General features: G+C 65.5%; 17 protein-coding genes. 8 read left to right on the plus strand and 9 right to left on the minus strand.

What is annotated here, in order from left to right:
* The first annotated feature begins 16 nt into the window (after positions 1 to 16).
* A complete protein-coding gene (locus HLH25_RS13205; RefSeq protein WP_182974508.1) occupies positions 17 to 1,048 on the plus strand; it encodes a YihY/virulence factor BrkB family protein in 1,032 nt (343 codons plus the stop codon).
* A gap of 58 nt (positions 1,049 to 1,106) precedes the next feature.
* Here the strand turns inward: HLH25_RS13205 and HLH25_RS13210 are convergent, their stop codons facing one another.
* Positions 1,107 to 1,754 carry a septal ring lytic transglycosylase RlpA family protein gene (locus HLH25_RS13210; protein ID WP_246402250.1) on the minus strand — a complete coding sequence of 216 codons (648 nt, stop codon included), beginning with the start codon at positions 1,752 to 1,754 and terminating at the stop codon, positions 1,107 to 1,109.
* Between the two features lie 314 nt (positions 1,755 to 2,068).
* On the opposite strand from HLH25_RS13210, the gene aroQ reads away from it, so the two are divergent.
* Genes aroQ through accC form a run of 3 tightly spaced genes read left to right on the plus strand, consistent with a single transcriptional unit; the run spans position 2,069 to position 4,316 of the window.
* A complete protein-coding gene (gene aroQ / locus HLH25_RS13215; RefSeq protein ID WP_182974562.1) occupies positions 2,069 to 2,527 on the plus strand; it encodes a type II 3-dehydroquinate dehydratase in 459 nt (152 codons plus the stop codon).
* The gene (locus HLH25_RS13220; protein ID WP_182974509.1) at positions 2,524 to 2,973 is read left to right on the plus strand and encodes an acetyl-CoA carboxylase biotin carboxyl carrier protein; all 450 of its coding nucleotides are present in this window, start codon (positions 2,524 to 2,526) and stop codon (positions 2,971 to 2,973) included. The genes aroQ and HLH25_RS13220 overlap by 4 nt, the downstream gene beginning before the upstream one ends.
* Positions 2,973 to 4,316: an acetyl-CoA carboxylase biotin carboxylase subunit gene (gene accC, locus HLH25_RS13225; protein WP_182974510.1), complete on the plus strand. Its 1,344-nt coding sequence runs from the start codon at positions 2,973 to 2,975 to the stop codon at positions 4,314 to 4,316. The genes HLH25_RS13220 and accC overlap by 1 nt, the downstream gene beginning before the upstream one ends.
* Before the next feature lie 99 nt (positions 4,317 to 4,415).
* Here accC and HLH25_RS13230 read toward each other — a convergent pair whose 3' ends face one another.
* The 3 genes from HLH25_RS13230 to HLH25_RS13240 form a co-directional block, all read right to left on the minus strand.
* Positions 4,416 to 6,644: an FUSC family protein gene (locus tag HLH25_RS13230; protein ID WP_182974511.1), complete on the minus strand. Its 2,229-nt coding sequence runs from the start codon at positions 6,642 to 6,644 to the stop codon at positions 4,416 to 4,418.
* A 307-nt stretch (positions 6,645 to 6,951) separates the two neighbouring features.
* Entirely contained in the window at positions 6,952 to 7,482 is a 531-nt protein-coding gene (locus HLH25_RS13235) for an adenine phosphoribosyltransferase (RefSeq protein ID WP_182974512.1), read from the minus strand.
* 147 nt (positions 7,483 to 7,629) lie between these two features.
* Positions 7,630 to 8,898 (minus strand): multidrug effflux MFS transporter, encoded by a 1,269-nt coding sequence (locus HLH25_RS13240; protein WP_246402253.1) that lies wholly within the window; start codon positions 8,896 to 8,898, stop codon positions 7,630 to 7,632.
* On the opposite strand from HLH25_RS13240, the gene HLH25_RS20315 reads away from it, so the two are divergent.
* Positions 8,882 to 9,031, plus strand: a complete 150-nt coding sequence (locus HLH25_RS20315; RefSeq protein WP_246402256.1) for a hypothetical protein — start codon at positions 8,882 to 8,884, stop codon at positions 9,029 to 9,031. The two genes, HLH25_RS13240 and HLH25_RS20315, sit on opposite strands and share 17 nt — an antisense overlap.
* Before the next feature lie 108 nt (positions 9,032 to 9,139).
* On the opposite strand, the gene HLH25_RS13245 is transcribed toward HLH25_RS20315, so the two are convergent.
* Positions 9,140 to 9,862: a TVP38/TMEM64 family protein gene (locus HLH25_RS13245; protein ID WP_182974514.1), complete on the minus strand. Its 723-nt coding sequence runs from the start codon at positions 9,860 to 9,862 to the stop codon at positions 9,140 to 9,142.
* 249 nt (positions 9,863 to 10,111) lie between these two features.
* Here HLH25_RS13245 and HLH25_RS13250 point away from each other — a divergent pair, with 249 nt between their 5' ends.
* Positions 10,112 to 11,128: a COX15/CtaA family protein gene (locus HLH25_RS13250; RefSeq protein ID WP_375288981.1), complete on the plus strand. Its 1,017-nt coding sequence runs from the start codon at positions 10,112 to 10,114 to the stop codon at positions 11,126 to 11,128.
* A gap of 193 nt (positions 11,129 to 11,321) precedes the next feature.
* Here the strand turns inward: HLH25_RS13250 and treA are convergent, their stop codons facing one another.
* The gene (gene treA / locus HLH25_RS13255; RefSeq protein WP_310889106.1) at positions 11,322 to 13,331 is read right to left on the minus strand and encodes an alpha,alpha-trehalase TreA; all 2,010 of its coding nucleotides are present in this window, start codon (positions 13,329 to 13,331) and stop codon (positions 11,322 to 11,324) included.
* Positions 13,332 to 13,564: 233 nt separating this feature from the next.
* On the opposite strand from treA, the gene tldD reads away from it, so the two are divergent.
* Together tldD and HLH25_RS13265 are read left to right on the plus strand one after the other, a co-directional pair.
* Positions 13,565 to 15,025: a metalloprotease TldD gene (tldD, locus tag HLH25_RS13260; RefSeq protein ID WP_182974516.1), complete on the plus strand. Its 1,461-nt coding sequence runs from the start codon at positions 13,565 to 13,567 to the stop codon at positions 15,023 to 15,025.
* Positions 15,026 to 15,037: 12 nt separating this feature from the next.
* The gene (locus HLH25_RS13265; RefSeq protein WP_182974517.1) at positions 15,038 to 15,679 is read left to right on the plus strand and encodes a hypothetical protein; all 642 of its coding nucleotides are present in this window, start codon (positions 15,038 to 15,040) and stop codon (positions 15,677 to 15,679) included.
* 58 nt (positions 15,680 to 15,737) lie between these two features.
* Here HLH25_RS13265 and HLH25_RS13270 read toward each other — a convergent pair whose 3' ends face one another.
* The 3 genes from HLH25_RS13270 to HLH25_RS13280 all read right to left on the minus strand — a co-directional run bounded on the left by HLH25_RS13270 (position 15,738) and on the right by HLH25_RS13280 (position 23,158).
* Positions 15,738 to 18,143, minus strand: coding sequence for a TonB-dependent receptor (locus tag HLH25_RS13270; protein ID WP_182974518.1), 2,406 nt, complete (start codon positions 18,141 to 18,143; stop codon positions 15,738 to 15,740).
* 480 nt (positions 18,144 to 18,623) lie between these two features.
* Positions 18,624 to 20,501, minus strand: a complete 1,878-nt coding sequence (locus tag HLH25_RS13275; protein ID WP_182974564.1) for a CocE/NonD family hydrolase — start codon at positions 20,499 to 20,501, stop codon at positions 18,624 to 18,626.
* 113 nt (positions 20,502 to 20,614) lie between these two features.
* The gene (locus HLH25_RS13280; protein ID WP_246402269.1) at positions 20,615 to 23,158 is read right to left on the minus strand and encodes a TonB-dependent receptor domain-containing protein; all 2,544 of its coding nucleotides are present in this window, start codon (positions 23,156 to 23,158) and stop codon (positions 20,615 to 20,617) included.
* Positions 23,159 to 23,187: the final 29 nt, after the last annotated feature.

The following is a 23,187-nucleotide window of genomic DNA, read 5'->3' on the forward strand; positions in this document are numbered from 1 at the left end:
GCAGACCCGCCGGGCGATGGCCGCCCACCCTGGGGCGCAGGCCGCCCCCTACCCGACCGACGGAGCCAGCTTGATCGTCCCGCAGCCCGAAAAATCCGAGCATCTCGCTCCTGGACATCCCGCCCCTGAGCACCTCGCCTCTGGGACCATCGATCCGCGGCAACTCTGGCGGCCGGTCCTGCGCCGCATCCTGCGCAACCTGACATCGGACCAGATCACCCTGGCGGCGGCGGGGTGCGCGTTCTACGCGACGCTTTCCCTCTTCCCCGCCATCAGCACCCTGATCTCGATTTACGGACTGGTGCTGGACCCGGACACGGTGGAACCGCAGCTCGACCTGCTGCGGCACCTGCTGCCGCCCGCCGCCTTCACCCTGATCGGCGAACGCATCCACACCCTGGCGGCCGAACCCCATTCGTCGCTGACGCTCAACCTGATCATCTCGACCAGCATCGCGCTCTGGTCGGCCTCGGCCGCCACGCGCTCGATCATCTCCGCCGTCAATATCGCCTACGGCACCACCGAGACGCGGGGCTTCATCCGCTTCCAGATGGTGGCGATCGGCATGACGCTGTGCGCGATCTGCGGCGCGGTGCTCACGCTGGCGGTGATGGTGGCGCTGCCGGTCCTGATCAATTTCCTCCCCGAGCGCCTCGGCCTGGCGCCGCCACCCTGGTCGGTCGAACTGCTGGTGCAGATGGGCGGCCCGATCCTGCTGCTGCTGTTCGTGCTGGTGGCCTGCACCCTGCTCTACCGGCTCGGGCCAAGCCGCCCGGCCGTCCCATGGCGCCACATCCTGCCCGGCTCCTGCGCGGCGACGCTGATCTGGATCGTCACGTCGCTCGGGGTCTCCTACTATATCGGCACCATCGCCCCCTACAACGCCACATACGGGCCGCTGGGCGCGGTGGCGGCAACGATGATGTGGTTCTTCGTGACCGCCTACGTCATCATGCTGGGGGCGGAACTCAACGCGGGGCTGGAAGCCGAGATGGCCCGCGCCCGCGCCGCCAAAGGCCCCGAGCCGACCCCCGCAAGCCCCCCGTAAGCCCCCAGCCGTCGGCAAAGCCGAAGGCGTCGGAGCCCGGAGGACCGGAAGATGCCGGTCAGCGGTGGCGGGGAGCGACCGGTGCGCGGCGCTCGGCGCTCGGCCCGGCGGCGGCGATGGCATCGGCGCTGCTGTCCGACGCTTCGGCCTGCGCGACTTCGACGGCCGAAGCCGATTGAACCACAACGTGGGCGGTCCCGGCACTGAGCATCCCCAGTCGGGCCGCCGCGGCAGGCGAGAGGTCGATGATCCGGCTGCCATGGAACGGGCCACGGTCATTCACCGTCACCACCACCGACCGGCCGGTTTCCTGCGAACGCACCAGCAGCTTCGTTCCCATCGGCAGGGTCGGATGCGCAGCCGTCAGCGCCTTGGGGTCGAACGTGCTGCCCGACGAGGTCCGGCCCACCACATGGCGACGAGGGCGGCGCATATGGCCATACCAGCTTGCCACGCCCTGCTCGGACCATGCGAGCGCGGACCGACCGGCAACCGCGATGCTATGGGACCGCCGCGCCAGCGCCGCGCGGACCGAAGCCGCCCACGCCGTCACCGGGCGGCCATCGTCCCCCGCCGCCGGCGCATCGGAAACACCCCCGGCAGACACCGCCGCATCCGCCGTTCCCTCAGGGGCAGTGGAGGCGGCACTGGCGGCGGACATGAAGAAAACGAGGCAGAGCAGCGACAGCATCGCCTGCCCACCCATTCGCATTCCTCGCGTTGTCCGATGCAGTTTCAATGCGTTTCCAGTCCTTTTGGGATCGGTGATCCAGTATCGGACCACAATAGAGCAGTCCTGTCACCACCGAGTCCAGTTTTTTCCGCCACGATACCGGCGCGGGCGGCCGCAAAGCGTTCATGCCGCCACGGTTTTCCCGCGCTGGATCACGTTTTCGCGGCGAATTATGGCAATTTTCAGCCTTCATTACTGCCGCCTCTTTTCCGGCCGGCGGGCAGGACATCGAAGCCCGCGCGATCATTCTCTTGGAACCGGCCGAAGAGCGTGCTACGGCGCCTGTGATGATAAAGCGCCCCCTGATCGTGGTCCTGAACGGGCCCAACCTGAACATGCTCGGAATGCGCCAGCCCGAAGTCTATGGTCGCGCGACCCTGGACGACGTGGAACAGATCTGCATCCAGGCTGCCGAGCGACTGGATGTCGGTATCGACTTTCGCCAGACCAACGGCGAGGGCGAGCTGGTGTCGTGGGTCCATGAATGCCGCAACCGCGCGCAGGGGATCGTTATCAACCCGGCCGCCTACGGCCACACTTCAATCGCCCTGCTCGACGCGCTGCTGGCCGTCGAGCTGCCGGTGATCGAGGTCCATATCTCCAACATTCATCGCCGCGAGGAATTCCGGCATCACACCTACTGCTCCCGCGCGGCCGCAGGCGTCATCTGCGGCCTGGGAGTACGCGGCTATGCCCTGGCGCTTCAGGCGATGACAGACATGATTCTGGACGAGAACGACCGATGAGCCGACTGCTCGTGGACGCGGATGCCATTCGGGCATTGGCTGAAATTCTGACCGAAACCGGCCTGACCGAGATCGAGATCGCGGAGAAGGACAACCGCATCCGCGTTGCCCGCGCAGCACCCGGCGTGGTCCATGCCGTGCCGGCCGCCGCGGCCGCCGCCCCGATCGCGGCCGCGCCCGTGGCCGCCGCGCCGGCCGACCCGGCCAAGCATCCGGGCGCCGTCACCAGCCCGATGGTCGGCGTGGCCTACCTGACGCCAGACCCCAGTTCGCCCCCCTTCGTCACCGAAGGGCAGAGCGTCACCGCCGGGCAGACCCTGATGCTGATCGAGGCGATGAAGACCTTCAACCAGATCAAGGCCCCCCGCGCCGGCACGCTGAGGAAGCTGCTGGTCGCCTCCGGCGATCCGGTCGAATTCGGCGAAGCCCTGGCCGTCATCGAGTAATGTTTTCCAAGATCCTCATCGCCAATCGTGGCGAAATCGCCCTGCGGGTCCTGCGCGCATGCCGCGAAATGGGCATCCGCACGGTCGCGGTCCATTCCACGGCCGATGCCGATGCCATGCATGTGCGCCTGGCCGACGAAGCCGTATGCATCGGGCCGCCCTCCTCGCGTGAGTCGTACCTGAACGTCGCGGCCATCCTGTCGGCCGCGACCATCTCCGGTGCCGACGCGATCCATCCGGGCTACGGCTTCCTGTCCGAGAACGCCGATTTCGCCGAGACGGTCGAGGCCCACGGCCTGGCCTTCATCGGGCCGACCGGCCAGCACATCCGGATGATGGGCGACAAGATCACCGCCAAGACCACCATGCGCGCGCTCGGCGTGCCGCTGGTGCCCGGTTCGGACGGCGCGCTGGCCAACCTGGACGAGGCTCGCGCGGTGGCCGCCCAGGTCGGCTACCCGGTGCTGATCAAGGCCGCCGCCGGCGGCGGCGGGCGCGGCATGAAGGTCGCCCGGACCGCCGACGAGCTGGACGAGGCGTGGAGCGTCGCCCGTACCGAGGCCCGCGCCGCCTTCGGCAATGACGAGGTCTATCTCGAAAAATACATGGACCGGCCCCGGCACATCGAGTTGCAGATCCTGGCCGACACCCATGGCAACGTCGTGCATTTCGGCGAGCGCGACTGCTCGCTCCAGCGGCGCCACCAGAAGCTGCTGGAAGAAGCCGGCTCGCCGGCCCTCACCGCCGAGCAGCGTGACGCCATCGGCGCCACCGCCACGGCGGCGCTGCGCAAGCTGGGCTACCGCAACGCCGGCACGCTCGAATTCCTCTACCAGGACGGCCAGTTCTGTTTCATCGAGATGAACACCCGCCTGCAGGTGGAACATCCGGTGACGGAAATGCTCTGCGATGTCGATCTGGTGCGCGAACAGATCCGCATCGCCGCCGGCGAACCGCTGGGTTACGAGCAGTCGGACATCACCTTCAGCGGCCATGCCATCGAATGCCGCATCAATGCCGAGGATCCGGCGACCTTCATGCCCACGCCGGGCACGGTCACGGTCTATCACCCCCCCGGCGGCCTGGGCGTGCGCATCGACAGCGCGCTGTATGCGGGCTATCGCGTGCCGCCCTATTACGACAGCATGATCGGCAAGCTGATCGTCCACGCCCCCACCCGGCCCGAGGCCATCGCCCGGATGCGCCGCGCGCTGGATGAATTCGTGATCGACGGCGTCAAGACGGTGATTCCGCTGCATTGCAAGATCCTGGACGATCCCGAATTCCAGAAGGGCGACTACACCATCCACTGGCTGGAACGCTTCGTCGCCAGGCAGGGCTAAAGACCAACCCCCTCCCCACCACGCAACAACGACCGGGTTTCCAAAGGGCGATGCCCTTTGGTGGGTCAAGGGCAACGCCCTTGCCTTTCGCCGAGGCTCTCAGCCAAAAGCGGTATCCATGTACGGGCTGGACGCATCGAAAAACAGCCGGTTGGCGTCGAGTTCGTAGGAAATCACGTCCAGACTGGCCAGGGCGCGGTCCATTTCCATCCGCACGCCCAGATTGGGCTCCTGCCCGGCCTCGGCCGCGATCCGCTGGCTGGCCAGCTTGGCCGCGCGGGCGGTCCGGCCGTAATGGCCGCCATAACGACCGCTGAACTGCTCCATCCGGCCCATCATGGCCTCGATCACCTGGGTGGCGGCGGCCGGCAGCAGATTGCGCGCCAGGATTCGGCGCAGACGGATGACATTCAGGCCGATCGTCATCGCCGAAAGCGTGCCTTGCAGATAGGCATCGATCACCGGCTCCGGCGTCTCGCCGGCATTGGTCAGCAGGCGCACGAAGCGGTCCACGTTCCGTTCGACCACGAAAACGGTGGTCGGCAGATTCGCCGACCGCGCCACCTGCCGCAGCCCCTTCAGGATCTCGGTCCGCATCTGCCAGCGCATGGCATTGATATCGTTGGGCAACACCAGCCGGAACGACCACATCGCATACCACAGCGCCAAGATCAGCGGCATGGCGGTATTGAAGAACGTGATTTCGTCCAGCCGCCCCTGATTGTCCGGCCCGATGAGAATGGGCAGGAACAGGTTGTACGACACGGCGGCGAGGACGATGGTGGGATAGGCAAAGGCCAGCCCGCCCGCCAGCATCGGCAGGCTGAGGCACAAGGCCAGCACTTCGAAGGTCGAGGGCGTCGCCAGCGCCCACAGCACCAGCACCCCCGACACGCCCACCGCCCACAACGCCCCGGTCAGAAAGGCCTGCGTCGCCAGGGCCGGCTTCTCCAGCGTCGAGAACAGGCTGCACACGATCGAGACGAACATCAGGAACAGCAGCCCGACCGACCAGCCGGTGGTAATCCAGATCACCCCGGCACCGAAGATGGTGATCGAGGCACGCAGGCTGTTGGCGCCCGCCAGCCGCCAGTCACGGAACGTCTTGATCCGATAATGGAAATGGTCGTGCGGCAGGGGGTGCATGCTGGCTTCGAACTGGGTAATCGCCCCTTCCAGATCCTCCAGCATGCCATCGAGCGCATGATGCAGCATGCGCTGCCATTGCAAGCTCCGCGCCTCGTCCACGCCTGCCGGCGGCCGGGTATCGCTGCCCATCTCGGCCCCCAGCGAATCCGCGATCACCTGGCGGCAGGTGGCGCGCAGTCCCGCCAGTTGCAGCAGGGTGGGCTGGGTATCCCCGGCCTGCAACCGCTCGGGCAGGGCCAGGAGGAACGTCCGCACCGACGCCGCCGTGGTGCTGAACGTATCGCCCTCCACACGGCCGGGCGTGTGCAGCAGCGCCGACAGGTCCAGCCCGCGTGACAGCAGCACCGCCACGCGCGCCAGCGCGGCACGGGCATGGTCGCCTTCATGGCCATGATGGCGGCCCAGTTCCACCTCGGCGAACTCGATCTGGTCGCTCAGCGCGGTAATGGTCGAAAACACGCCCCGCACCCGCGTCAGGGCCTGCTGGTCCCCGCCCAGCAGATCGGCCAGCGCATGCGCGGCCCCGTCGATCGAGGTGAGGAAATTATGGGCCAGCCGATCGCGCGCCCGCTCCCCCAGCCGGAACTGGAACAGCGAAGACACCGTGCTTTCCAGCACGATGCCCAGCACGATGTAGGTCGCGCGCGCCATGGCGATGGCGAAGATATGCTGCGGATCGGCAATGCCGTCCAGCGCGATGATGGCGTAGGTAAAGCCGCTCGCCCGCATCCCGTGAATGCGGTAATTGGTCATGGTGGCGGGGCCGGGCAGCAGCGTGCCTACAAAGCAGAATAGCCCGATCCCCACCGCCAGCAGCAGGATGAGCAGCAGGGGCTGCTGTGGACAGGCCGCCACCAGCGCCACGGCGAAGATGGTGCCGACGACCATGCCGAACAGATGCCAGCGCGCCTTGGCCACGCTCTTGCCGCGCGAGCCCTGCGCCACCATCCACACGGTCAGCGCCGCCCATTGCGGGCTGCCCAGTTCCCACCACAGCGCGATACCCAGCGCGATCAGCGAGGTGATCGTGGTGCGCAGCGCATAACCGAAGGTCAGCAGGTCGGGGGCGTAAAGCCAGCGCAGGCGGTCCTGCCGGCGGGGAACGCCCGACCAGATCTGGGACCACAGATCGTGCAGCCGGGCCAGGTCAAAGGTCAGCGACGGCTCACGGCTCTTCATCCCGGCATCATACTCCCGCACCGCACCCGCCGCCGGACGGTGGCTTCACTTCCCTTATTGAAACATCATTAGAACACCGTGCCATCCGCTGACAGTACGGCGAAACGAATAACAGAGGTGATGAAACTGTATTTCCGGCTCACCGGAGCGACGGCGCCATCATCACCGGTCAGAGGCTGTTTGAAAAACCGGGCCGACAGGCGAGCGTGGCGCGCAACGGCATGTCCGCCGGGTCTTTCCGCGCCCCGGAGCAGAGCGCGGGAAACACCCGCCGGATCGCCGGCAGGATAAGTGTGCCGGCGGTCTCTCAGTCGTCGTAGGTGACCAGGGCCTTGACCGGCACATCCAGCCGCGCCCGGCCGCCCAGCGCCCGCAGTTCCACCAGCACCGAGGCGCCGACGACCTCCGCGCCGACCTTGCGCAGCAGCGCGATCGAGGCCGCGAGCGTACCACCCGTCGCCAGCAGGTCGTCCATCACCACCACGCGCTGGCCGGGCACGATGGCATCGGCCTGGATCTGCAACGTGTCGCTGCCATATTCCAGCTCGTAGGCGTGCGAGACCGTCTCGCCCGGCAGTTTGCCCGGCTTGCGCAGCATCACCAGCCCGCAGCCCAGCCGACTGGCCAGCGGGGCAGCGGTCAGGAAGCCGCGCGACTCGATCGCGGCCAGCATGTCCGGCGCCCAGGGGGCGACCGCGTGCGTCACCCGCCCCATCGCCACCTGCCACGCATCCGCGTTCCGCATCAGGGTGGAGATATCGTAGAACAGGATACCCGGCTTCGGAAAATCCGGAATGCCGCGAATGTGCTGCTTCAGGTCCATCGTGGCGGTCGTCATGTCCGTGTCCAAATCCATCCCGTCGTAAACCGATTCCACGGCAAAAGCCGGCCAGGACCAGCCGTCCGGGTCGGAAAAAATCGCCGCGCTGTAGCTAGCCCGCCCCCGCCATCGCCCGCAAGCCCGACGGATGCCTCCAGGGGGCGGTCAATGCACCATGGGCGGGGCGCCCGCTGCCTCTCCGGCCATATGGGCCTCGGCCTCCGCCTCGCCCGCCGCCGGGCGCGCGGGCCGCAGCAGCACCATCACCAGCATGATGATGGCGCCCACCAGCATCACGCCGGCCATCGGCACCGGCGTGGTGCGCGGCAGCATGCCGACGAAGGCGCCGGCGATCGCGCCCAGCACATATTGCAGCGTGCCGATGAAGGCGGCGGCGCTGCCGGCCAGACGCGGATGGTCGGCCATCGCCCCCACGGCGGCATTCGGCCCGATGATGCCGGTCGTGCCCAGCGCGACCATCATCGTCAGGACCAGCGGCACCAGCTCCAGCCCATGCGGCGTCGTCCCGCCACGGATCGCGAAGGCCATGACGACCGACACCACCAGCATCCCCACCGTGCCCAGCACGGCGGTCCCCACCGACATGCCGAGAATGCGCCCGGCATCGATCCGCCCCACCAGCACGCCGTTGATCTGCGAGGCCCCGATCATGCAGACGGCGAAGACGCCGAACAGCATGCCGAACCCGGCGGGCGTGAAGCCGAACAGATGGATGAAGACCGAAGGCGCCGCCGACAGATAGGTAAACGACATGAAACAGCCGAACCCGGCGATCATGGCATTGGTGATGAACCCCCGGTCCCGCGCCAGCATCACATAGCGCGTGGCCAGCGCGAGGGGGGACAGAATGCTGCGCTCGCGCTCCGGCAGGGTTTCGGGCAGCACCCGCGCCACCAGCACGGTACAGACCAGCCCATAGGCCGCCGAGGCCCAGAAGATCGACCGCCAGGTGGTGAAGGACAGCACGAAGCCGCCGATGGTCGGCGCCAGCACCGGCACCACGCCCATCACCAGCACCAGCCGCGACATCAGGCGCGCGGCCTCGTTGCCGTACGAGATATCGCGCACGCAGGCACTGGGGATCACCAGACTGGCCGACGCCCCCAGCGACGCCAGCAGGCGAAAGCTGGAAAAGGTCCAGATATCCCCCGCCAGGGCGCAGCCGACCGAGGCCAGCGTATAGATCAGCGTGCCGACCAGCATGGGCATGCGCCGCCCGAACCGGTCGGAGAGCGGCCCCATCGTGATCTGCCCGATCGCGAGGCCGACGAACCAGATCGCCAGCGTCATTTCAGCCGAGCCCGCCTGGGCGTGCAGCGACGCTTCCAGCGCCGGGAAGGCGGGAAGGTAGATATCCGTCGATACCGGCCCCACAGCCGTCAGGAACCCAAGCAGGATGGCAATCCAGTTCATGGGCCGGGCAACGGAAGCGGTGGCAGGGGCATCGTCGGATCTCGCGGCTATCGCAGGTGGCGCCATCGGCGGCACTCCATTTGAGATCGTCGGGACCTACTATCTCAGCGTGTCACCGGATTTCATCATATAAATACTGTAAGGCTGCATTTCGCCTGACGCGGTGCATACACGCAACAGCCCCGGCGACACCGCCCACCCCCCGATCAGACGGGGGGAACGGGGCCACAAGATGGCACGTTCACGGCACACCGGGGGCACGCGCCTCGGGGGAACGCGCCTCGGGGGCCACACCCCGCGACGCCATGCGCCGCGCCAGCCACAGCCCCAGCGCCCCGGACCCGGCGAACAGCACCGCCGCCAGCCCCACCTGCCAGCCATGCCCGATCCGGGCACCGCCCCCCAGCAGCACGAACACCACCGTCTGCGGCAGGCTGCCCAGCAGCGTCGCCAGCATGAACGGCACGAACCCCGCCCCTGAAACCCCGGCCAGCAGGTTCAGCATCAGCGCCGAGCCCACGGGCAGCAGGCGAATGGTCAGGATGGCGGTGAAGGGATGCGCGGTCACGAACCCGTCCAGCCGGGCCAGCCGCCCGGCCAGCCGCCGCCGCACGCTCGCCCGCCCGACCCCGCGCGCCCAGCCGAACCCGCCGGCCGCCCCCGCCAGCGTCGCCAGACTGGCCAGCACGATCCCCTCGGGCGCACCGTACGCCACTCCAGCGGCAAAACAGACAAGCTGGCGCGGCAGCCCCACGGCGCAGATCGCCGACCCCACCAGCAGAAAGACCATCCGCCCCGCCATGCCGTCCCGCAGCAGCGCGGTATCGCCCAGCATCCCCCGCAGGCCCGGCGCATGGCGCAGCGCCAGCCCCACCGCGATGCAGGCCGCCACCATCAGCGCCGGCCGCGCCAGCACGGCCAGCCCGCCGCCACGCGGGGGGTCGACAACAGCGCGCTCCGTCATGCCGCGCACAGGTCGGGACGAGAAAAAAAAGAGGCCATGGCGTCAGGTCCGCTGCTGGAATCATTCAGGGCATGGCGGCAGGAGGCACATCCCGGCGTCCGGGGGTGCGGGCCATGCACTAGCATCGGCTTGCGACCGGCAGCAAGGCAGGTCTAAATCCCCTTCATGTCCGTACATACCATCCCGCAGACCGCCGCCGCCCACGACGCTGCCGCGTCCATCTCGCCCCGCAACCGGCAGCGCATTTCCATGTGGCTGTTCGTCATCTGCTTCATGCTGCTCGGCATGATCGCACTGGGCGGCTATACGCGCCTGACCGGCTCGGGCCTGTCGATCATGGACTGGCGCCCGGTCACGGGCATGATCCCACCCCTGTCCCACGCGGAATGGGAGCGCCAGTTCGCGCTGTATCAGACCATCCCGCAATACAAGATCCTGCATGACGGGTTCGGGCTGGCCGGCTTCCAGAAGATCTTCTGGGCAGAATGGACCCATCGCTTCTGGGGCCGGCTGATCGGACTGGTGCTGCTGGTGCCGCTGATCTGGTTCGCGGTCACGGGCGCACTCACCCGCGGGCTGATCGCACGGCTCCTCCTGTTCTTCGTGCTGGGCGGCCTGCAAGGCGCCGTGGGCTGGTTCATGGTCGCCTCGGGCTTCGACGCCAACAGCACGGCGGTCGAACCGGTGCGTCTGGTCCTGCATCTGTGCTGCGCCTTCGCGCTCTATATCGCCATCCTGTGGACGGCCCTGTCGATCCGCACCCCGTCCCCCGCCTTCATTCCCGCCACGGTCGCGGTCGTACGCACCAGGCGGCTGGTCTGGTGCGCCACGATCCTGATCGGCATCACCATCATCGCCGGCGGCTTCACCGCCGGGACGCATGCAGGCTTCGCCTACAACACCTTTCCGCTGATGGAAGGGCACCTGATCCCGCAGGGCTACGCCAAGCTGTCGCCGTTCTGGCTCAACTGGTTCGCCAACATCCCCGCCGTCCAGTTCGACCACCGGCTGCTGGCCACCGTCACCGCGCTGGTCATCGGCGCCACCGTCTTCAGCGGCCTGCGCACGCCGCAACTGGGCAAGCCGGCGCAAGACATTCTGATGCTCCTGGGCTGGGCGGTGCTGATCCAGTACGCTCTGGGCGTCACCACCCTGCTGCTGGTCGTGCCCGCCTGGGCCGGCACCGTGCACCAGACCTGGGGCGCCGTCCTGCTGACCGTCGCCATCGTGGCGCTGCACCGGCTGCGCGGCGTCGGCCGCGTCTGAGAGCCTGGACGGACATGCGCGCTGGCGGCGATCCGACGCGCGTTTCCTGCGCTCCGGTGCTCAAGGCCATCAAGGCCACTCCGCTCCGGTGCTCGGAAACACACGACGGCCGCGCCGCTTCGCGGCACTCTCGCTCACCAGCCCCCATGTCCGCCCAGGCTCTCCAAACCCCATCACCTTCCAGTCCCCGTCTTCACTCGGGCGCCGCATGTGGGGCGCCGGACGGTGAAGCGGTGGCCGCCGGCACCGCATCGACCGAAGGCGCCACCGAGGGCGGCGTGGCCCCCGGATAGCGTTTCATCAGGTCCAGCAGGGTGCCGTTGGTCCAGCCGAAGCCGATCTGCATCGGGTATTCGCCGCCCCCGGCCCCACCCATGGGGCTGATCGACGGGTTCACCACGTCGTATTTTTCCAGCAGCACGCCCGAAGCCTGATAGGTCGTCACCACCCGCGCCATCCACCGCGTGGCGACCTCGCGCGCCAGATCGTCCTCCCCGTAGCGGGCCAGCCCCATGATGGCCATCCATTCCTCCGGCGCCCAGCCGTTCGGCGCGTCCCATTGCTGGCCGGTCGCCGTCTCGGTCGTCACCAGCCCGCCCGGCTTCAACAGCCGGGCGCGCACCGTCGTCGCCACCGCACGCGCCTGCTCGGGCGTCGCGGCTTCCAGGAACAGCGGCACCAGCGTCGCCGTCGACAGAACCGGCGAGAGCTTCTGCTTCGTCCAGTCGTAATCGAAGAACGCCCCCTGGGCCGGGTCCCACATCACCCGCCGGATGTCGGCGATCCGCCCGGTCGCCAGTTGCGCATAACGCTGCGCCTGAACCTGGTCGCCCCGCACCCCGTAGGCATGGGCCAGCGTCTGTTGCAGATGCGCGATCAGGCTGTTCAGATCCACCGGCAGCAGGTCGATGGTATGGATCGTGGTCAGCGTGTGACCATCGGCCAGCCAGCGCGAGGAATAATCCCACCCGCTCTCCGCCCCGGCGCGCAGATTGCGATAGATCTCGGCAGCCGGACGATCCGATGCGGCAGCGGTGGCGATATCCTGCGGATAGCTCTCGTCGCGCGGCGTGTCCCGGTCGTCCCAGTACCGGTTCATCACCGTTCCGTCGGCCAGACGCACCACGCGACGATGGGCGGTACCGGGCGCCAGCCCCTCGGCCCCCTCCATCCAGTAATCATATTCGCGCTGCATTTCCGGCAGGAAGGTCACGTAAGTCTGCGGCCCGTCATGCCGCGCCAGCAGATCGACCATCAGCGCGAAAAAGGGCGGCTCCGACCGGCTGAGATAATAGGTGCGGCTACCATTGGGCATATGCCCGTAGCCGTCGATCAGCGAGGCGATATCGCGCACCGTACTGCGCAGCAGGTCGAACCGCCCGCTCTCCGACAGCCCGATCAGCGTGAAATAGGAATCCCAGTAATAGAGTTCGCGGAACCGCCCACCGGGCACCACATAGGGCTCGGGCAGCGGCAGCAGCGACGAGAACGGCGGCGGCCGATCCGGCGGCCGGCTCAGCACGTCCCACATGCCGTCGATATATTCGCGCACGCTCTCGTCCTGATGCCGGCGATAGGAGACGAGACGCTGCTGCGGCACCGAAAAATGCTGGGCCACGAAACTGGTCAGGTCGAACCCCGACTCCTCTTTCGCCCGCCTGTATTCCGCCAGCAGGTCGGCCGGCGCGCGGTCGGGCACGGCATCGGCCGCCGTCTTGGCATCGGCGAAGATCCGGGCTGCGGAAATGGCGGCGAACAGCCCATCCAGCGCGACCGAAGGCGGCGACAGAAGATCGGCGGCGGATACCGGGGCGGAACCCGGCGCGGCAGCGGCAGCGGCAACGGCAGCCGCAACCGGCGCCTGCGCAGGCTCCGGCGCCGCCCCGGACGCCACAGCCGGAGCCGAGACCTGCGCGGGCGCCGCCGCCGCACCGGGCGCGGGCACGGATGCCGAACCCGAAGCCTGGGCAGGCGCGGGCGCGGAACCGGTCGCGACAACCGGCACCGGTGCCGGCACCAATGCCTGGGCAGGTGCCTGGGCGGGCACAGCCTCCGGTGCGGCCACCGCCGACGGCACGACAGGCCATGCCAGCCCGGCGGCCAGCAACGCCACCGCACGCGGCCGCGTGCGGCGGAAAGACAGGGAGGTGGCGGAATCGCGACCGGGCTTCATGGCGCGTCGCACCGGGATAGAGAACGTCACCAGGCAGAAAATCCTTGCTCGCTCAGGGTGTTGAACGGACAGAATGCCCTGAGACACCGAAGGCGCATAAGAAAAACGACCCGGATGGCGCGAAGTTCATCCGGCGGCCAGCATCGGGCGGCACTGGTCAAGCCGGCGCTTTCGCCCCACATCGGAATACGATTATGAATTCCAAAAGCGCATCACGCATCCTGCCCTCCCGTTCCCGCGCACCGTCCGGAGTCCACCCCCCGATGACCATGACCGACCAGATCCTGAATCCGCTGACGGCGACCGACCGGCTGTTCTTCGACCGCGCGGGCGCCACGCTCGACCGTTCGGGCACCGAGGCGCTGGTCCGCCGCACGCTGGACGGCATGGATGACGGCGAGCTGTTCCTGGAATACCGCGAAAGCGAATTCATCTCGCTGGATGACGGCGTCATCCGCTCCGCCACCTTCGACACTTCGTCGGGCTTCGGGCTGCGCGCGATCCTGGGCGAGGAAACCGGCTTCGCCCATTCCGACGAACTCAGCGAATCCGCCATCAGACGCGCCGCCGATACGGTCACGCAGGTGCGCGCCGGCCGCTCCGGCACCATGGCGGCGCCCCCGCGGGCCACCAACCAGCGCCTGTATGGCGACGCCAACCCCCTGGGCGACACCGATTTCGCCTCCCGCGCCGCCCTGCTGTCGGCATTGGATACCTACGCCCGCGCCCGCGACCCGCGCGTGGTGCAGGTTTCGGCCTCGCTGGCGGCGGAATGGCAGGCGGTGCAGATCGTCCGCGGCGACGGCACCCGCGTCGCCGACCTCCGCCCGCTGGTGCGGCTCAACGTCTCGGTGGTGGTGGAGCGCGACGGACGGCGCGAGAGCGGCGGCCACGGCATGGGCGGCCGCTATGCCTACACCCGCCTGCTGGACGAGGCGGTATGGAAAGGCGCGGTGGACGAAGCCCTGCGCATGGCCCTGGTCAATCTCGACGCCGTGCCCGCCCCGGCCGGCGAGATGGAAGTGGTGCTGGGCGCCGGCTGGCCGGGCATCCTGCTGCACGAGGCCGTGGGCCATGGTCTGGAGGGCGATTTCAACCGCAAGGGCACGTCCGCCTTCGCCGGACTGATGGGCCAGCGCGTGGCCGCCCCCGGCGTCACGGTGGTCGATGACGGCACCCTGCCCGAGCGGCGCGGCAGCCTGACGGTCGATGACGAAGGCACCCCCACCGGCCGCACCGTGCTGATCGAGGACGGCATCCTGACCGGCTACCTGCAAGACCGGATGAACGCGCGGCTGATGGGCGTGCGCCCCACCGGCAACGGCCGCCGCCAGTCCTACGCCCACGCACCGATGCCGCGCATGACCAACACCATCATGCTGGGCGGCAACGCCACCACCGAGGAGATGATCCGCTCCACACGGCGCGGCCTGTACGCGGTCAATTTCGGCGGCGGACAGGTGGACATCACGTCGGGCAAATTCGTCTTCGCGGCCTCGGAAGCCTACCTGATCGAAGACGGCAAGGTGACCGCACCGGTACGCGGCGCCACGCTGATCGGCAATGGCGCGGATGCGATGACCAAAGTCTCCATGATCGGCGGCGACATGGCGCTTGACCCCGGCATCGGCACCTGCGGTAAAAGTGGTCAGGGCGTGCCGGTCGGCGTCGGCCAGCCGACCCTGAAGATGACCGGCCTCACGGTCGGCGGCACCGGCAAATAAGGGAAAAGCGTCATGGCGCAGGACGAGCAGGATAGTACATTCCCCTACTCTTCCGCCTTCGCCCGCGCCAACGCCCGGCTGACCGCCGCGCTCGATCACGGTGCCATGGTCCTGATGGCACCGTTGGTTCGGCTTGGGGTGGATTTCGCCGTCCCCCCCCAGCCCCCCGCGCCACGTCTGGCACCAAAACCATGGATACCGCTGACACTCTGCGCGGTCACGGTCGGCATCGCCGCATGGCAGGTACTGGGTCCCTATCACAGATGGGCGATGGCCACGGTCTGGTTTTTCTTCATGCTCTCGTCTTTATGGCTCAACACCCTCCGCGCGCGCCACCCGATCCTGAGCAAACCGGCGGACGATCGCACGGCGGCCGAACGCCGCATCGTCGGACAATACTGGATGACGCTGGCTGTCACCATCGCGGCACTCTCCTCCTGCGGCCTGGCGTTGATCGCATTCCATGTGCTGGCGGCCGATAAGCCCATCAATGGCGTGGAACTCGGCCAGCGGATCATGATCGGTCTGCTCTATACGGAATGTCTGGCCTTCATGACGCCCGTCATTGTCCTGTCCTGGCACGACCACCGGCCGGACGACGCTTTTCCGCGCCTCGCGGATATGAAAAAGCCTTTCAGCGAACCCGTTCGCTGAAAGGCTTCCTGTAGAACGCCCGTTGCCCTGAACGGCGCCCCGCAGGGCGCCGCATGGATCAGAAGCCGGTCGAAACCGTCACAACGGCCGTGAAGGGCGTCTGGAGATAATAGACAGGCTGCGCACCGGCAATGGCGCCGCCCCTCACTCCGGTGACCCCATTGAGCGTGTTCTGGAACGTGTAGATTCCACTGCGGAACTTCGCATTGGTCAGGTTGGTCATATTGAGCTGGACCTGCGGCGACTTCAGAAAGCCGAGGCTGCCGAAACGATAGCCGATATTGACGGCATCGGTAATGTAGTTCGGGATCGAGCTATCATTCATCAGCGTGGCGTACTGCTTGCCGACATATTTGATCTGCGCCCCCACGAACAGGTGTCCGTCGTCATAATCCAGGCCAAGCGCCGCCATCACCTTCGGGCTATTGATCTGGCTCTTGCCCTTCGTCGGCAGGTAATCGGAAATGGTAGCGCCATTCAGGGTGCTCGTCGTTCCGATATTGTTGTCGATCTTCGCGCTCAGATACTCGAACGAGGCATAGGGCCGCAGATGATACAGGATCGGCCGCGTCGACACCTGCACATCGACGCCGCGCGACGTCTGGCCGCCGGCATTGACGGTCTGGCTGTAGCTGGTCCCGTTTTCATACTGGTTCAGGGTCAGCAGGCGATTGGTCATGTTGTAGTTGAAGAAGGACACGCTGCCGATAACCGTATCGCCAGTATAGCGATAGCCGATTTCCTCGGAGATCGAATATTGCGGCGTTGACGCTCCGCCACGCTGAACCCGCGCCGCCGAGGTGTTGGAATAATAATCAACGAGCGAGGTGTTCGACGGCACCTTGAAGTTCGTTGCGCCATCCACAAAAATCTGATGGTGACGGTTGAAGTTCCAGGCAATGCCGATCTGCGGCAGCGGCTCGGCCACATGCAGGTTGCGATTATAGGTGCCGCCGGGACCATAGACGTAGTTATAGACCCGCCGCGTCATCATGGCTTCCTTGAAGCCCAGATCGATATGCAGCTTGCGATCGAAGTAATCCATGCTGTCGCCGATGAACAGCATGTTGACCTGCGCCAGGCTCAGGAAGTCACGATAATTGTATGGCTGGCCGTTCGGCATCTTGATCAGGGCTCGGGTGCCCCAGATATTGTCCGGCTCACCGGTCGTCTGGTTGACCATGCCGACAGGCGAATATTGCAGCAGGTTGGAATATTCGTACCACCAGCCGGCCGTCAGATGATGATGGCTGCCAAGCTGGTAGTTGACCTTGATCGTATTGCCCGGACGGAACTGTTCCTGGTTCGACGGCGTCAGGGCCAGATAGGTGGCGCCACTCGTCACCTTTCCGTCGCCGGTCAGATCGATCGGCACATACGTGCCGCCATAATAGGTCTTGCCCTCGGTCAGCGTCGTAGCGCCGGTGCCGTTGCCGATCCCGTGCCAGAAATAGGCGCTGTCGTCGATCGACAGGCGCGAATTGACGACGATATGCGTCGGCAGGATAGCAACGACGTTGCGGAACGGATTGACGTGCAGCTTGTAATAGCCGGTATCTTTCACGCCGCCGTAATCGGCATCGTAGTTCGTGCTATAGCCGGTCTTGCGATATTGCGACAGGCTCGGATTCAGGAACGAATCGTTGACCTGGTCGTTGTAGGAAACGGTCAGGCCGGTATGGCTTCCGTTCTCGAAATCCTTCACAAGCTTGAAATCGTAATGGAATTTCTCGGACAGGCCGGGGCCGCGATAATTGTTGGCCTTGGTATGGCTGAAGGCGAACATGAACCGCACGCCACTATTGCCGATATCGCCCGAATTCAGCTTCAGAAACTGGCGCGTCATGTCGAACGAACCGAACGAAATATCCATCAGGCCGCCCATCTTGTGCGAAGGGTTGCTCATCGTCGCCGCGACCAGACCACCGGCACCGCTGACGATCGGACTGTCAAGATTGACCGAACCCGGTAGCAGGGAAACCGTCTCCAGGTCCTCGGCCTCCAGCACTTCATTCGAATAGAACTGGCCGCCGCCGATATCGTTCAGCGGCATGCCATCCAGGGTCCAGCCGATATTGGTCTGGTCCAGGCCCCGCACCATCGTCGATCCGGAGTACAGGCCGAAGGAATCCTGGTCCATCACGTTGGCGCTGGGCAGCATCTTCAGGATCTGCTGGATGTTCGTGGTCGGCGACTGCTTCGAGATGAAGTCGCGCGTGATGGTCTGAATCGCCTTGGGCGCCGTCTCGACCCGCATCAGGCCCGCGCCGGGCGAGCGGGTAAGCGCGGTGCGGCCGGTCACGTTGACGACCTCCGCCTTCGGTTCACCCTGGGCCGGAGCAGCCTGCGAAACAGCGGGCGTCGACGCCGCAGTCGTGGCGCTGGAGGCAACGCTGGTCGTCTGGGCACGCGCTGTCGTGCCGGTCAGGCCGGCAATGGCGGTGCTGGCAAGAAGAACACTCAAGCGGAGACGTATGACCATGTAAAGGACGGCCTTATGCTTGTCATGAGGGAAAAAAGCACCAACGTTCCCCGAATTCATCGGAATATCACAATAATTCAAGGAAACTGACCACTCGGACAAGTTCGTATCAGCAGCTGGCTTTCGCAAGCAACCGTCAATATCATGATTGATCGCCTTCACCAGAACATGTTGCAAAATTGCATCGTTCTGGTCGACGGGCGGCCCGGCACAAGGAACCGGCAGGCATGCGGCGTCCTGCGTCACGGGACCACAGCATGCAGGACCGCCCCGCCCGCGCGGAATATCGAATCGGCCCGATTTCCGGAAACCTCACGCCATCCCGGTCGAAATCGTCGTTGAAATTGATCGAGACGGCAAAGCGCCGATGGACCGTGGCCGTCACCGTATTGTCACGGTGCGGGCCGAAACGGCGCCCGCGTCACCGCTCGGCGAATCGCCACCCCCAGCGGGGCCGGCGCCTCAATGGCCCGCCGATGCGCCGCCATGAACCTCCAGCCAGCTCCGGGCGATATCCACGCTGACCGTGGCCGGACGATAGGCGTCCTTCGGGGCGAGGAAGATATTCTCCACATAGGTCTGCGGATTGCGGTCATAGAGCGGGAACCAGCTTGACTGGATCTGGATCATGATCCGATGTCCCGGCAGGAACGTATGGTTCGCCAGCGGCAGCACCATGTCATAGGTCTGCGGCACATTGGCCGGAATGGGATGCGGCTGCGCGAAGCTCTCGCGATAGCGCCCGCGCAGGATGTCGGCGCTGATCATGAGCTGATACCCGCCCATCTCCGGCTGGTCGGCCACCTCGTCGGGATAGACATCGATCAGCTTCACGACGAAATCGCCATCGGTGCCCGTGGTGGCGGCCGTCAGATGCATATGCGGCTGGCCACGGACGACGAACGGCGCCGTCAGCACCGGCGAGGTGAAACTCAGCACATCGGGGCGGGCCGCCATGTTGCGCTGGTCGGTCGCCAGCCAGTTCCGCCAGTTCGAATCCGGCCGCCCTTTCGAGACGACGGGCCGCGCCACATAAGGCACCGGATGCTCGGGGTCCGACACATAGCGCGCCACCCCCGCATCGGCACCCGGCGCCTGCGCGCCAAGCCCCTGGCCGGGTTGCAGATGCAGCACCGTGCAGCCCACGGCGCAATCATGCGGCGGCAGCGCGCTGTCACGCTCCCACCTGTTCTCGCCACTACGAAACGCCGTGACGCGCGCGGGCAACGGAATGCTGCTGTCCTTGAGGTAATGCGCCAGGAACGGTTCCAGAACGTTCTGGCGGAAATACAAGCCGGTGTCGGAGCGCAGCCTGACCGGCCCCATCGTGCTGGCCTCATGGATCTCGCCGCCATGGTTCCACGGGCCGACGGCCAGCCAGAGATGCGCCGCCGCCGCCGGATCTTTCTCCAGCGCATAATACAGGGCGATGGCGCCGTAATTGTCCTCCTGGTCCCACAGGCTGTGGACCAGCATCGTCGGCACCGTCAGCCCCTCGCGCGGCAACAGCCGATCCATCGCCTGAAGCTGCCACCACTGGTCATAGGCCGGATGCGCCAGGATCTGGCGGAAGAAGCCGATCTGCTCCATGCCGCGCATGCGCCCGGCCGCCCCGGCGGACCCGGCCCGCAGGAACACGTCATAGGAATCGTACTGGCTGGCCCACCAGGTGGTCGTATTCTTCGGCGTGCCGTCCTGCTCGTAGATATACGGCAGCATTTCCTCGCGGAACGCCCCGTTATGGAACCAGTCGTCACCCATCCAGCCATCGACCATCGGGTTCATCGGCACCGAGACCTTCAGCGCCGGATGCGGATGAAACAGCGCGGTGATCGCGGTATAACCGTCATACGACACACCGATAATGCCAACCTTGCCGTTGCTTTCCGGCAGGTTGTGCACCAGCCATTCGATCGTATCCCAGGTGTCGGTGCTGTGATCGACGGCGGTCGCGTTCAGCGGGCCGCGCATCGGGCGGTTCATCACATACCGCCCTTCCGATCCGTATTTGCCCCGTACATCCTGAATGACGCGGATATACCCGCCATCCGCGATCACGTCGGGCATGTTGTCATACCCCTGAAGGATCGGCCCCATATTGCCGCTGGACCCGAAGGAGACCATGTGGTCGGCACTGTAGGGGGTGCGCGTCAGCAGGATCGGCGCGCCATGGGCACCTTTGGGAATGATGATGACCGTATGCAGCTTCGCGCCATCGCGCATGGGAATCATCACATCCCGACGCACATAGCCGAAGCTGGAATCCTGCACCTGGAAATGCTCCGGCATGTCGGCGGCGATGCCCCCGTCGGGCGTGGTGGGTTCCCCCGCCATCGCCATCCACGGCAGGGCGACCAGACAGGCAGACAGCAACAGGATCTTTCTCACGAGCCAATCATCCTCGGACAGGTGGAAGCAGACCGCCGGGCCACACCGGCCCGGCGGAGCCGATATCAGAATTCGGCCGAGATCGTGCCATAAAATTCGCGCGGCGCCGCGACGAACAGATTGGCATTGTCGTCACCCGAAACCGACGCCGCGCCATAGACACCGCCGATATAGTTCTTGTCGAACAGGTTGGTCACCCCCAGCGTGGCCTTGAGATTCTGCGTAAAGCCGATCTTGCCGAAATTATAGGCCAGGTTCAGGTTCGTTACCCAGTAGGCCGGGATGGACTCGTCGTTGAGATAGGTCATGGGCCGCGAGCTGATATAGTTCGCATTGAAATTGAACATCACTTCACGCCAAGTATAGTTCAGGTTCGCCTTATACATGAACTTCGGATAATAGACCTGCCGCTTGCCCTTCAGGCTGTATGTGGCACCGCTGTAATTGATCGAACGGCTCTGATATTCCGCATCGTTCCAGCTGAAGCTGTTGGTAATCTCCAGCCCCCGCACGGGGCGGATCGTCGCCATCACGTCCGCGCCGTTCATGGTCTCCCGCCCGACATTCAGATAGGCGCTATGCGCCGTCGCCGAACTGCCTTCGGTAATGGAGGCCAGACGGTTGTAATAATCGGTATGATAGAAATCGACGCTGCCCGAGAAGAAGCGCGAATCATACCGATAGCCGACAATGTAGTTCCAGGTCCGCTCCGGACGCAGCACGTTCTTGTTCGCATCGAACACCTGCTGCGCGCTCTGCCTGGAATTGCCCAGGCCACCCCATGCCGTACTGCTCGATGTCTGCGAGTAGTAGTCGTAGGCGCGCATGTTCTCGGCAATGTCCCAGTAGAATTCGTGATGATCGAGAAAATGATAATCGAAGTTGAAATGCGGCAGAAAGGCCGCCGAAGCGGTCAGCGTGCCGGTCGCGGCATGCCGATAATAGGTGTTCCAGCCTTCGGCATCGAGTTGGTCGGTGAAATCGTGCTTCGTTCCGCCATGCGTCGTCTGGGTCAGGGACTTGAACCCGGCCAGCAGGGTCATGCCGGGGATGATCGTCCAGCGATCCTGCAAAAAGAACTGAAAGGTATTGGTGTTGTACGTATCGTCGTACCACGTATGCGCCTGGCTGGGCTTGAAGTCCGAATTCCAGTTATGCGCGTCGTGCAGGTAATCTTCATACAGGCGCGAGTTATAGATCCACTGGTTGTTTTCATACCACAGGCCGGTCTCGATATGGTTGTTGTGCGGCGCCTCGATCGAGACTTTCTGCGTGAAGCCCAGCCGGCGCATGGCCGCATGGGCCATCCCCAGCGCCATCGGCACCCCCGAGACCGTGCCATCGGGCTGCAACGCCGGCACGCCATAGCTGGGCGAGGTCACGAAGTTATTGGTGCCGCCATGGATGGCGCTGCTGACGTCGCCATAGGCCACGGTATCCGAAGAGACATTCCTGAACAGATCGAAATGCCCCGTAACCGCCGACAGATAGGTGCGCTGCACCTGAGAGGCATCCCAGGCATAATCGCCGATCTCGTCATTGGACAGAACGCCCTCATAACCCGGCGGCACGTCGCTGGTATATTGGGCATAATAGGCCCAGAGCTTGGCCTTTTCGTAATCAGGCTTCAGATAGGTCGAATAGCGGCCCATCTTCTGCCACATGTTCTTCGTCATGGTCAGGTAATTGCCCTGCGTGAAATTACCATATCCGAAGAAGGCGGTTATCCGGCCCCGGTCGCCGACCGGCTGCACGACCTTGGCATCGGCCTGCAATTCGCTTTGATAGCCCTGCCCTTTCCACATATTCGTTTTGGTGCGGGCGAAGGAGGCGTAGAATTTGGTGCCGGTCGGGTTCAGGATGCCGCTGTCCACGCGCCCATAGGTGCGATAGGCATTGTAGCTGCCGAATGTCTGGCTGATCTTGCCCCCGGCCTTGTCCTTGGGGTCGGAGGTCGTATAGGTCATCGCCCCGCCGAGATTCTGCGCCGAGAACGAATCCAGCGCCCCCGCCCCCTGCGACATCGTCAACCCGCCCAGATCATCCTGGATCATCGCCTGGGTAATCGACACGCCGTTATAGTTGGCGAACCCCTGCGTGCCCAACGGAATGCCGTCCAGCGTCGCCCCGATCTGCATCTGCGTGAAGCCGCGCACATAGAACGTATTGCCGTAGGTATCCAGGCCGAAGGCATCGGTCGAGGTAAAATTGGCCCCCGGCGTGGTCATGGCCAGTATCTGCATCGGGTTCGTGCCGGCAACAAAACGATCCATCACCGCGCGGGTAACCGCCACCTCGGCACCATGGCTGCGCACGCGCGACGCCTGGACCTGGATCGCTTCCGGATCATCATGCCGGGCCGGCGCCGCGCGGCGGGGGTGCGCCGCGACGGAATGCCGCGCGGCCCCGGTGGCGGCACCGGTGGCGGCCACCGGGGCCACCGCGCCCTGATGGGCCTTCTTCCCATGCGGCTTGTGGGCGGAGGCCGTTTTTTCGGCGGCGCCCGCCGAGGAGAGAGCCGAAACCACTGCAAGGCCGGCAATCGCCGTCGTGCGAAGCAACCCGGCCCTGACACGAGGCCCCTGCGTCGACCATTGCCGAACTTTCATTTTCTCTCTCCCGCCAGACGCGATACATA

The sequence above is a fragment of the Gluconacetobacter dulcium genome (assembly GCF_014174165.1).
GTDB classification, from domain to species: Bacteria; Pseudomonadota; Alphaproteobacteria; order Acetobacterales; family Acetobacteraceae; genus Gluconacetobacter; species Gluconacetobacter dulcium.